Origin of the sequence: Glaciimonas immobilis, assembly GCF_011947285.1 — a bacterium.
GTDB classification, from domain to species: domain Bacteria; phylum Pseudomonadota; class Gammaproteobacteria; order Burkholderiales; family Burkholderiaceae_D; genus Glaciimonas; species Glaciimonas immobilis.
The window spans coordinates 64,708-76,068 of record NZ_JAAOZT010000004.1; the positions used below are offsets into that span (position 1 = coordinate 64,708).

Consider the following 11,361-nt stretch of genomic DNA (forward strand, 5'->3'; position numbering starts at 1 on the left):
GAAAATTAAGCAAGCTTCGCTAAAAAACACTTCAAAAGTCAAGTGCGCTTAAAAGAATTTAGCGACCCAACTTCATTAAAATGTGGTCTTTTAATTAATAAAATTAAGCGCAACCTAAAGATCATTAACCCTATAACATTCTTCGTGGTTCGACTATGCGATGCTTTTAGCAATCATGTGAACATGCGCTATGCCCTCCTCATCATAGACATCCCCCACCGGCACAAACCCAAAGCGTCTATAGAATTGCTGCAGATGCGCCTGCGCGCCGATCTGGACGTCTAAACCTGGATAAAGCCGCGCTACTTGCGCCATTGCCTGCGACATTAAAGCATGCCCGACATTGACGCCGCGCAGGTTGGAGGCGGTCACCACTCTACCGATGGATGGCTGCGGATACGACACACCGGGCGGCACGATGCGCGCATATGCGCTCAAATCACCATTAGCTAAATAACCAAGCCCATGCCAGCATTGTCGATCGATACCATCCGCGTCCAGAAAGACACACGCCTGTTCGACCACAAAAACCCGCTGCCGCAAAGCCAACAAGTCATACACCTGCGTCGCACTTAATCCCGCAAACGGCACCCACATCCAGTCGAGTCCAAGTGGATCGCCAGACTGAGCAGTCCCGGCGCCAACCGATGGCTTCACTGTAATCATCGCCAACACCAGCGCTTAAGCAGTACCGCCCACGGTCACACCGTCGATCCGCAACGTCGGCTGCCCCACGCCCACCGGCACGCTTTGCCCTTCTTTACCGCATACACCTACGCCCGGATCCAGGCGCATGTCATTGCCGATCATCGATACGCGATTCAGCACATCGGGACCGTTACCGATCAACGTTGCGCCCTTGACCGGGTAAGTGACCTTACCATTCTCGATCATGTAGGCTTCGCTTGCCGAAAATACGAATTTTCCGTTTGTGATATCGACCTGACCACCGCCAAAGTTGACCGCGTACAACCCGTTTTTGACGGAGGCCAGAATTTCAGCCGGGTCCTTGTCACCCGCCAGCATGTAGGTATTGGTCATGCGCGGCATCGGCAAATGCGCAAACGATTCACGGCGCGCATTGCCGGTTACCGGCATCTTCATCAAACGCGCGTTCATGGTGTCCTGAATATAACCTTTTAAAATACCATCCTCAATCAGCGTGGTGCACTGCGTTGGATTGCCTTCATCATCAATATTCAGCGAACCGCGCCGATCCGCCAACGTGCCGTCGTCCACCACTGTCACGCCTTTTGCAGCCACCCGCTCGCCAATACGACCGGAGAAGGTGCTGGAACCCTTACGGTTAAAGTCGCCTTCCAGCCCGTGACCAATTGCTTCATGCAATAAAATACCGGGCCAGCCGTTACCAAGAACGACAGTCATCGGCCCAGCAGGTGCAGGACGCGCGTCCAGATTCACGCATGCAGAAGCGACTGCTTCCGCAGCATATTTCTCCAGCAATTCATCAGTGAAATAGCTGTAGCTATAACGACCGCCACCACCGCTGCTACCGGACTCGCGGCGACCGTCTTTCTCTGCAATCACGGTGACCGACAACCGCACCAGAGGACGAATATCGGCAGCGATTACACCGTCACTGCGCGCCACCAGTACAACATCGTATTCACCGGCCAGCCCTGCCATCACCTGCACCACACGCGGATCTTTCGCCCGTGCAATACGCTCTATGCGTTCCAGTAACTTCACCTTTTCCGTGGCGTCCAGCGAAGTCAGCGGATCATTAGGAAGATATAGCGAGCGTCCACCTTTTTGCTCCATGACACTGGCAATTTTGATCTTGCCCGCACCCTGACGCGCAATTGTGCGAGTGGCAATCGCCGCGTCGTGCAGCGCACGCTCGGAAATTTCATCAGAGTAAGAGAAGGCTGTTTTATCCCCAGAAACCGCACGAACACCGACGCCTTGATCAATCGAAAAGCTACCGGTCTTGACGATACCTTCTTCCAGACTCCAACCTTCGCTCTTGGTGAACTGAAAATAAAGATCCGCATAATCGACCTTGTGCGTGAACATTGTTGCCAGTGCTTTTTGCAAACTGGATTCGTCCAGGCCAAACGGCGTCAGCAAGACATCGCGCGCGACAGCTAGTGCATGGAGGTTGGGTTCAAATGGTTTCATAGTGTTGAGTGCCTTGCAATGTGGACAGATTAAGAGTGATTGTAGAGCATCCAATTGCGTGCTGCAGTAAAACGACCAAAACAGGCATCGACTTGACGTCAATGCAGATAAAACTTGTGGGTACGCTAACTTCAAGGTTCAAGGCAAGGGGAATGGCGTAGTTATCCCGAACCGACCGCGATAGTACTATTCTCGTTAGCGTTCCATAACAATGTCAGAAAATATCGGAATCAGTCGTTTTTTGATTGAATTTTATGGTTACCATGCAATCTGATGCCTAGATTAAATTCAGAATGTTGGTTCTGGAATTTATAAGTTTCAGTTCGTAGGTGGATGGAGAAATAATAATTAAATGCCATGGATACAAGCGACTTTATTTAAAAATTCGAAGAGGTTTTGATGGTGTTAGCTGCGTGCAGTCATGATGGCTTTTCAAGCTGAACGTCGGTTCGGTTCGATGAGCGGTTAAAAATCCCATTGGGAGTGTTAAAAAGCAAGGGGTACCAATAGATATCATTAGGTTTTGCACACTCTCTTGTCGTTTCTCCCCCGGTATTTATACGAGCAAAAGGTGCAACTAATAAAGTGATGGATGGCGTGGCTTTATTAAGGAAGTGCCCAAACATCGATTTCGGTGCTCGTTTTAGATGCTATTGTAAAGATGTACACTGGACATATCAAATGAGTCTGATGTTTTTACCGAAAGCTATCGATACCAAATTTTTGCCGGTATCTGTTGAACCAATTTCTTACAATGCCACAACCTTTTTACCCAAAGACGTCCATTTAGCTCTCAGCCTTGTCCTGGCCAGTCAGGAATTCCACAAAGCTAAAAGAACCAGCCGCTTATTACGATTTTTGGTAGAGAAATCTTTGACCGGTGAAGTGCGAGAAACAAGCGAATACGCTATCGGAATCGGCGTGTTTGACCGGGACCCAGCAACGTATAGCACCGATCATGATCCTATCGTTCGCGTTCAAATAGGTCGGTTACGTGAAAAACTAAAAGCGTACTACGCGGTTAAGGGAGCGCATACAGATATAAGCTTCGATATACCGCTTGGCAGCTATATGCCGTTGATTCATAAAACTGTGGTTCCAGACATCGTGGGTCCGCCTGAATCATTACTGACCGTGGTACCGCTACTTTCCGTTTCAAGCGATACACAGGGTGCGGTTTTTACTTCTGGTTTGACCGAAGAGTTGACATTTCAATTATTTAAAATGTTTGGAACTAAAATAGTGCCCCCTTTATTTTATGGCGTTTCCGATCTCGCTTCACCCAAAAAGCGCCACTTATTAGAAGGCAGTATCCGCGTTGAAGGTGTTTTTGTTCGTGCCGCGCTAAGGCTAATTGATGTGGAAAAGAGTTCTATCGCATGGGCTGAGCAATTTGATCACAAGGGACCACTCTTAATTTCTGCACAACAGGAGCTCGCATCGAAGATGTGCATGGCGTTAAAGTTGCACTTTTTGTCAATCACAGCAACGTGCTGATTAACCAGCGATTAAAATAGACGAACAACTGCCATGATTGTTTGCGACGGTCCGTGCGGTACGGTCCATTCAACGCTTTTTCAGATGCAACTGAATGACACGTAAGCCGCCAACAAGTGATTGCGGATCACTGGATATCCCATGTAGATCGGTCATAATTTGCTGAACCTCGCATACCGTGGCTAACTTCGTTGCAAGCAAGGCATCTTTGATTTGATAAAACGATCGCCAGAGCAGGCTTTTTTCGCGGGACGAGATTAGCGCGGGTTGACTAAATCCGACCGCACAAATATCCACGTCGATATTTTGAATATAGCGCCAAAGCGGACTGATGCAATCGAAGTTCAGCCCGAGCTTGGTGCTTAACTGATTGCCCAAAAAATTTGCCCGATGAAGCGACGCACTCTCTGGATAACAAAAGAAGGGAAATGCTGGCTCCTCGATAAAGATGGAACCGCCTGCTTTACAGGCCGCCAATGTGTTTTGAAAAAAACATTCCCAGCTTTTGACATGCATCAATAAAAAACGGCAATACGCGACATCAAACGGCGCAAAATCCGGCTTGTCGGAGACAATATCGTGATTAAAAAACTGCGCATTGCAGACATTTTCGGCGGCTTTATTTTCAGCACAAATCACCAGTTGTTCATCTGAAATGTCGATGCCGACCACGCTGCCGCGCGGCAGCTCCTGCGCGAACCAATTGCTCATTTGCCCGTGGCCGCAGCCAAGATCCAGGATAGACGTCGCATCTGTCGGCATGTGTGTCTGCAAAAATTCTTTGCTGCCGGGATTATAGAGTTCAGCTAAAATTTCCAGGCGTTCACGGTCTGGGTCACCGACTTGAAGCAAATAAGAGGGAATATTTTTTGTCATAAGAGGGCGTTCTTCAGTTAGATAAAGTGCGGATTGCGTTGCAGGTCAAATTGCGGAAGAATTTCCGATTAACGCAAATGGCATGATGCCGAATTATTTTCAAAATGACCGTTGGATAGGTCATAAAAAAATAACCCCGCCCAACCGAATTTCATGTTCGCGATTCAAGGTTGACGATCAAATGCGTCGGACATAACGTAAAGGCGTAATGTTCTAGCGTCGGCAACGCATCGGGAGACGATGTCACGGTAAAATTTTTTACCAGCATCGCGAGGACCATCTTAATTTCCAGCATGGCTAAACGCTGTCCCGGGCAATATCGCAGACCGGCGCCGAATGGCACCGATCCTTTCGGGTTATGTTGCGGTCTATCGGCCCCGCCCGTATCCAGCCACCGCTCCGGTTTAAACAGATGGGCATCAACGAAGTTTTTCTGCTGCCGTCCTAAATGTCCGGTGAGCAAGAATAAAGGCGTTCCTTTGAGAAACGTAACGCCGTTTAGCTCAACATCCTCGGTTGGCTCTAGTGTGATGATTGGGAACACTGGCTTTTGTCGTAAGGCCTCTTTTACGACAGCTTCAATATAAGGCAACCGGTCCAGACTATTAATGCTTGCCGGGCGCGTGGCACCCTCCAGAACATGATCGATTTCTTGCTGCATCCGCTGCTGCACTTCTGGATACTGGGTCATAAAATAAACCACCCAGGAAATCGTGTTCGCAGTGGTGTCTTCACCGGCCAGCAGTAAAGTCAGTACGTTACCAACGATTTCGCCATCAGTAAAAGACCCCTGCTCGTTACTCTGCCCAACCACTAGTGCTTCCAGCAAATTAGAAGGTGCGGCCTGAAGCGCAGGGTTGTCGGTAAGCCGGTCACGCGCCTTGCTTATCATGTTGCGGATAATTTTATTGACTTCGACAAGCGCAAAATCCAGCTCGCGATCATGCTTGAACTTCACATAGCGCCAATACGGAAATAATGCGGTTTGTCGGCGCGCGGCGGCTTCAAAAATTTTGGCCAGATGTTCCTGTATCGGGTGATGCAAATCCTCCAGCGTATTAAGGTCGTGGCCGAACGCAAAACCGGATACAACGTCGACTGTATACCGCATCAAATCATGCCGCATATCTAATGGCGTTCCAATATTGGCGAGCGCTTCCCAGCGTGCTTGCAATCTGGCAGTGACCACCTCCAGACGGCCCCAAAACTGTTTCACGTGATGATGATTTAGTGCATACATCACCATCTTGCGATGGCGCCACCATTTTTCGCCCTCGGCAATGAAAACGCCATCCGCACCGATTTCCATAGCGAGTTCTTCGATCTTTTGCCAGCGCCTGAATTTCTCTGGACGTTCCCGCAATAGCCTGTCAATAAGCGCTGGGTCGGAGAGCACTACAATCCGGCGGTGTGCGATGCGGAAGAAGTACATCGACCCGTGCTGATCGGCCCAGTCACAAAGGGTCTGATAAGTGCGGTCCGGTCGCAGTTGCAAGAGATTACCAATCAAAGGCAGGCCGCCAGGACTCGGAATATTCTGTATTGTATGCATTGGCGATCTATGAGTGAGTACCGGGCTGATGCGTTCCTGGCTGCAGCGCTAACGTGCAGGACGCATAACGCTCCTCCAGATGACTGTAAAGCTGGGCCGAAAAATCAGTCGCGTCGGGATCAAGGGGAGCGGCAAGCTCAACCAAATGAATATTGTCTTCCTTTGTGCTCCATATCTTGGTGTAGCACCCTTCCGCATAACCATGATTCTGACGAAATATGCTCAACACATGCTTGGACATATATCGCACCACGACCGCGCTCCAGCTGAGCCCGCAGGCATGAAACGTAGCCTCAAGTAATGGCAATTCGTTGCGTCCGCTGGCCGCAGTCGCAGCCAGCAACTGCAACAGTTGCGGAACATCACAATGGGCGAGCTGATACTCTTTACCGTCTAGACGACAATTCTTTAACGTCGGGTTGGAGCGCGTTGATAGCGCAAGAGCGGATGCATTTAAGTCGCCGTCGCATTCGCCGATGAGATGCGACAAACTGAAATGCAAAATATCAATCAGCTCGCTTTGTACCTGAGAAATTTCTCGCGGTTGGTAACTCCACCATTTCCAGCCATAATGATCCAGTGCCTCGACCGCCTCCACTAACACACCGCGCAAATAAGGATAATCCGCGCTCACCCAATTTTCATCTACTTTTCGATTGATTTTATCTTGCAGCCCGACCATGATTACCGCTTGATCAAAATTGATTTTTTTCACCGCGGGCGACCTCTGGTTCCCATTAAATTCCACCGACTATAAATGACATGGAACGTTATGCAACGTTAAAACCAAGACTATTCTGTTAAGAATATTCTTGGTTCGTTGGCAGATTTGTTTGTGAATAGCGCACGGGCCGGTCGACCAAGCCGATTATTTTTAAAAAGAAAAAATAATAATGAATTTTTCGCGTCAAAGTGCTTTATCGCGACCCAATATTTTTTTATTATTTCAATGCTAAATAACGATTGATTTGTAAATTAGGTCGAACGCGTTGCTAAACCGCACAAAATCGACGAGAGGCGCCTGGAGGGTGATTTGATGTCGCAACCCCAGGTAGCAAAAAAAATCATGCCACCTGGTATGGATTAAGTACACATAGCTTGCCACAAGTGTCGCAAGGGGTTGGTACAGAGATTATAAAACGCTCTTAAATTTTGTCTGAAAATTCAAAAAAATTCTACTGCATGAACCAGCCGTGGCTCACGACTATCGATTGACCAGTTAGTGCATTGGACTCAAATCCGCCAAGAAATATCGCCGTCTGGGCGACGTCATGGACGGTCGTGAACTCGCCGTCCACGGTGTCTTTTAACATCACTTGTCTGATTACCTGATCTTCGGTAATACCCAGTTCTCTGGCTTGTTCCGGAATCTGCTTCTCTACCAGCGGCGTGCGGACAAATCCCGGACAGATAACGTTTGCACGAATGCCGTTTTTGGCACCTTCTTTAGCTACCACTTTTGCCAAACCGATCAGGCCGTGCTTTGCAGTGACATACGGCGCTTTAAGGGGCGAAGCTTCATGCGAGTGCACCGATCCCATATAGATGATTGATCCACCTTTGCCGGACTTGATCATCTCACGCATCGCTGCGCGCGTCGTAAGGTAAGCGCCATCGAGGTGAATCGCCAGCATTTTTTTCCAGTTATCAAGCGTCGAATCCACAATGGAGGCAATGATCTGAATCCCTGCATTGCTGATCAATATGTCGATGCTGCCAAAGGTGGCCACTGTATCCGCAATACCCTTGTCAACCTGGGCTTCATCGGTGACATTCATCGCGACAGCAATCGCCGTACCACCGGATTGATTAATCTCGTTAGCAGTTGCCGTAGCGGCATCCAGCGCCAGATCGGCGATGACAACCCTGGCACCAGCCTGTGCATATTCAATCGCGATTTGTTTACCGATACCGCTGGCTGAACCGGTAATTAGTGCGACTTTATCTTTAAGAGACATGGCATTCCTTTTAATTTGAATTAGCGAGATAATCGTAAGCAACGGTACCGTGGGGCAACGTTAAATCAGACATGATGTGTACTGCAGAAATGACCTCAAGCACCGGCAAATCAGCGATCGGTGCCAACGCATGGGGGCGCAAATCAAGCGCACCAGGACCACTCCACGCGCCTTTAATCGTTACGTCCGTCAAACTGTACTGGACAATCTCACAGATGCGCGGGGTTCCGTCAACATGCGGAATTATTTTTAATAGAAAAGTAGGCGATTCAAGTGACTTCTTGATGACATCGTGATCAAGCGAATTATGCTTATAACCCATCGTCCCGGTGGCAATCTGAATGTCACTGTAGGACAAGGTCCCGACCATCGTGTCCTTATGTACTCTGAGTGCTGGTTCGCCCATCTTCTTTGGAAATCCCCATAGTTCACGGCCACCCGCGATCGGCGGTTGATCGTTCAGATACATGCTGTGAACGTAACCGCCTGCCACACCATTCAGCGTCACAGGAATTACCTGACCTGACTCGTAATAATGGCCGAAACCGGTGGAGTCGGGCATTTTGATGAATTCAAATTTAACGATAGGCGCAACAAACTGTAACGGCGCGGGGATGATTTTTTTGAGCGCTTCTGGATCGGTGCGATAGGTGATGATCAAAAATTCACGATTCACAAATCGATAAGGACCGGGAGGAAATGCAGGATTATGAAATGGCATCGCAAATGCATTACGGCGAATTTCTTCTTCAGTCATATGGCTTCCTGTTGATAAAATAAACTACACCAATGATGCTGGCGATATGCAGCGCTTGCAATATGTCGACGTGAAGCTAACCAGTCAATCCGCTGCGACTAACCAGGCAGCCAGCCGATACAATTAATGTATATGCTTTAGCTTCCCATGAACCTGGCGATGAAATTCAATTATTATGCCTCATAAGGTGCGCCCAGAAATCTCATCTCCAAATGCGGATTCCCCCACTAAGGGCGCGAGAGAATTTACATTCGATACTGCTACCGCTAGTACAGAATTAACGGGCGGTCTCCGCTATCGAGGCTTTACCGGTTTGATATCCGGCAAGCCATTTCAGCAACACCTTGTGAAAGTTATCCGGATCTTCCATTTGCGGCGCATGACCCAAACCCGGAAACTCCACCAAGGTTGATTGGGGAATCACACCCGCAATTTGCTTACCCAATACCGCATAATGCCCTATAACCGCCTTGACTGCGGGTGTCGCCACGTCGCTTCCGATAGCGGTCGTATCAGCGTCGCCGATCAACAGCAAGGTTGGCATTTTTAAATTCTTGAACTCGTACACAACCGGCTGCGTAAAAATCATGTCATAGATAAGCGCAGAATTCCACGCCACCAATTTTTTCCCGGGTCCTTGGTTCAGTCCTGCTAGCATGTCCACCCAGCGCTCATATTCTGGCTTCCATCGACCCACATAGTATGTGCTTAGCTCATACTTGCGGACTCCGTCTGCTGTCATTTTAAGTTCTCGCTCATACCATTGATCAACGGAACGATAAGGAACCCCAAGCGCTTTCCAGTCTTCCAGACCGATAGGGTTGACCATCACCAATTGATCAACCGCGTCCGGGTACATAAGCGCGTATCTGGTTGCCAGCATGCCGCCGGTCGAATGGCCGACAATCGTCGCTTCGGATATGCCAAGGTGACGTAACAGAGCATTGGTATTCATCGCCAATTGTTGAAAAGAATATTGATAATGCGACGGTTTGGTGGAAGTACAAAATCCAGTCTGATCCGGGGCGATGACGCGATATCCCGCGCTGCTAAGAGCCTTGATGGTTGACTCCCAGGTCACGCCGCAAAAATTTTTACCGTGCATTAAAACGATGGTGCGGCGATTTGGCCCGGTGAGCGCGGGGACATCCATGTATCCCATCTTCAGGCTCATCCCCTGCGATTCAAAATCATAGTACAGCAATGGATAAGGATAGGCAAAGCCCTGTAGTTCCGCACCATAAGCGGGCGCGGCTTGCGCAGACTGCATCAACCCACCAAAAAGGCACAACGCTAACAGCCAACGCGTCAATTTAAAATTAAGCGAATCAAGCATAAGATTTTATGTATTTACAGGTAAAGCGATTCAATCGTGAGGAACTTTTTTTCTTGTCAGAACCTGATCGCTGCAAGTTACCCGCTGCATGTTACCCGCTGCAAGTTACCCGCTGCTACGTTGCCCGCCGCTCACACCGCGTCTCAACGGGCGCCTTGCGTTGCATCCTGCCAAGGCCGCCTCTGTTCACAAAAATTTTCGAGAGCTACTTAGCGTTTTTTACAACGTTACAACTTCCGGTGCTGCAACGCAGGCAAACTGTCTCGCACGCCGCGCATGAATTGCGTATCAATGACACCGCTGACCACGCCCTCGCCTTCCACCAGTACGTCTTTGATTTCGCCCCACGGATCAACGAGCATGCTGTACCCCCAGGTGCGGCGTCCATTGGGATGCTCGCCACCCTGTGCCGCGGCAAGAACATAACATTGGTTTTCTATTGCGCGCGCACGTAATAAAATTTCCCAATGCGCTTTGCCTGTGGTGTAAGTGAACGCTGCGGGCATCACGATCAGGCTGCACTCGCCCATGGCGCGGTATAGCTCTGGAAACCGCAGGTCATAACATACCGACAGGCCCACTCTGCCGCAGGGTGCTTCGAAGGTGGTAACGTCGTTTCCGCATAAAATAGTACGCGCTTCGTCGTATGATTCTGCGCCGCGGGTAAAGTTGAACAAGTGAATTTTGTTGTAATGGCTGATTTGCTCGCCACTTTGATCGTAGACTAGTGTGGCGTTGAGTACCTTACCGGACTCTTGCGAAATCAATGGAAGAGTACCGCCAATTAAGTGGATTTTGTGTTCTTTTGCCAAGCCTGCCATAAAGGCCTGGATGGGGCCGCCACCTGGCGCTTCCGCGATGGTTAATTTATCGCTATCGTGGCGTCCCATAATGGGCCAATACTCTGGGAGCAAGATTAATTGCGCGCCTTGCTGTGCGGCTTGTGCTACCAGGCGGCGGGCGGTGACGAAATTCTCTTCTACCACCGGAGTCGATATCATTTGGATGGCGGCTACTTTGCAGGGTACAGCTTGGTTGGTCATGTGGCGCTCCGGCGGACGGTTTAATTATGGCTTGTTGGCATTTAACTTTATTGCATTAAGTGCATGTTCGCTCTACTGCTAATGGCTTGCAATAAACCATAGAATCTCAAACATGTACTCCGATAATTCCCGACTGAAAGCATATAACCGGCAATGCCTATGACGGGGTACGTCAACTTTAACTGTCACTTCAACGGCTT

10 protein-coding genes are annotated in these 11,361 nt (G+C 49.2%); 1 reads left to right on the top strand and 9 read right to left on the bottom strand.

Annotated features, from left to right (window positions below):
• Positions 1–153: 153 nt before the first annotated feature.
• Together HAV38_RS08330 and tldD are read right to left on the bottom strand one after the other, a co-directional pair.
• Entirely contained in the window at positions 154–666 is a 513-nt protein-coding gene (locus HAV38_RS08330) for a GNAT family N-acetyltransferase (protein WP_245182272.1), read from the bottom strand.
• Between the two features lie 15 nt (positions 667–681).
• On the bottom strand, positions 682–2,142 hold the full coding sequence (gene tldD, locus HAV38_RS08335) for a metalloprotease TldD (protein ID WP_168054337.1): 1,461 nt from the start codon (positions 2,140–2,142) through the stop codon (positions 682–684).
• Positions 2,143–2,823: 681 nt separating this feature from the next.
• On the opposite strand from tldD, the gene HAV38_RS08340 reads away from it, so the two are divergent.
• Positions 2,824–3,639, top strand: coding sequence for a hypothetical protein (locus tag HAV38_RS08340; protein ID WP_168054339.1), 816 nt, complete (start codon positions 2,824–2,826; stop codon positions 3,637–3,639).
• Between the two features lie 69 nt (positions 3,640–3,708).
• On the opposite strand, the gene HAV38_RS08345 is transcribed toward HAV38_RS08340, so the two are convergent.
• The 7 genes from HAV38_RS08345 to HAV38_RS08375 all read right to left on the bottom strand — a co-directional run bounded on the left by HAV38_RS08345 (position 3,709) and on the right by HAV38_RS08375 (position 11,161).
• Positions 3,709–4,515: a class I SAM-dependent methyltransferase gene (locus HAV38_RS08345; RefSeq protein ID WP_168054341.1), complete on the bottom strand. Its 807-nt coding sequence runs from the start codon at positions 4,513–4,515 to the stop codon at positions 3,709–3,711.
• Between the two features lie 151 nt (positions 4,516–4,666).
• On the bottom strand, positions 4,667–6,067 hold the full coding sequence (locus HAV38_RS08350) for a cytochrome P450 (protein ID WP_168054343.1): 1,401 nt from the start codon (positions 6,065–6,067) through the stop codon (positions 4,667–4,669).
• A gap of 7 nt (positions 6,068–6,074) precedes the next feature.
• Positions 6,075–6,782 carry a dUTP diphosphatase gene (locus HAV38_RS08355; protein ID WP_168054345.1) on the bottom strand — a complete coding sequence of 236 codons (708 nt, stop codon included), beginning with the start codon at positions 6,780–6,782 and terminating at the stop codon, positions 6,075–6,077.
• A 460-nt stretch (positions 6,783–7,242) separates the two neighbouring features.
• On the bottom strand, positions 7,243–8,025 hold the full coding sequence (locus tag HAV38_RS08360) for a 3-hydroxybutyrate dehydrogenase (protein ID WP_168054347.1): 783 nt from the start codon (positions 8,023–8,025) through the stop codon (positions 7,243–7,245).
• Between the two features lie 10 nt (positions 8,026–8,035).
• Positions 8,036–8,782, bottom strand: coding sequence for an acetoacetate decarboxylase (locus tag HAV38_RS08365; RefSeq protein ID WP_168054349.1), 747 nt, complete (start codon positions 8,780–8,782; stop codon positions 8,036–8,038).
• A 277-nt stretch (positions 8,783–9,059) separates the two neighbouring features.
• Positions 9,060–10,118, bottom strand: a complete 1,059-nt coding sequence (locus HAV38_RS08370; RefSeq protein ID WP_168054351.1) for an alpha/beta fold hydrolase — start codon at positions 10,116–10,118, stop codon at positions 9,060–9,062.
• A gap of 227 nt (positions 10,119–10,345) precedes the next feature.
• Positions 10,346–11,161 carry a carbon-nitrogen hydrolase family protein gene (locus HAV38_RS08375; protein ID WP_168054353.1) on the bottom strand — a complete coding sequence of 272 codons (816 nt, stop codon included), beginning with the start codon at positions 11,159–11,161 and terminating at the stop codon, positions 10,346–10,348.
• Between the last annotated feature and the right edge of the window lie 200 nt (positions 11,162–11,361).

Coding starts and splice junctions, on each gene's coding strand:
- HAV38_RS08330 (WP_245182272.1), bottom strand. CDS start 666: ATGATTACAGTGAAGCCATCGGTTGGCGCCGGGACTGCTCAGTCTGGC.
- tldD (WP_168054337.1), bottom strand. CDS start 2,142: ATGAAACCATTTGAACCCAACCTCCATGCACTAGCTGTCGCGCGCGAT.
- HAV38_RS08340 (WP_168054339.1), top strand. CDS start 2,824: ATGAGTCTGATGTTTTTACCGAAAGCTATCGATACCAAATTTTTGCCG.
- HAV38_RS08345 (WP_168054341.1), bottom strand. CDS start 4,515: ATGACAAAAAATATTCCCTCTTATTTGCTTCAAGTCGGTGACCCAGAC.
- HAV38_RS08350 (WP_168054343.1), bottom strand. CDS start 6,067: ATGCATACAATACAGAATATTCCGAGTCCTGGCGGCCTGCCTTTGATT.
- HAV38_RS08360 (WP_168054347.1), bottom strand. CDS start 8,025: ATGTCTCTTAAAGATAAAGTCGCACTAATTACCGGTTCAGCCAGCGGT.
- HAV38_RS08365 (WP_168054349.1), bottom strand. CDS start 8,782: ATGACTGAAGAAGAAATTCGCCGTAATGCATTTGCGATGCCATTTCAT.
- HAV38_RS08370 (WP_168054351.1), bottom strand. CDS start 10,118: ATGCTTGATTCGCTTAATTTTAAATTGACGCGTTGGCTGTTAGCGTTG.
- HAV38_RS08375 (WP_168054353.1), bottom strand. CDS start 11,161: ATGACCAACCAAGCTGTACCCTGCAAAGTAGCCGCCATCCAAATGATA.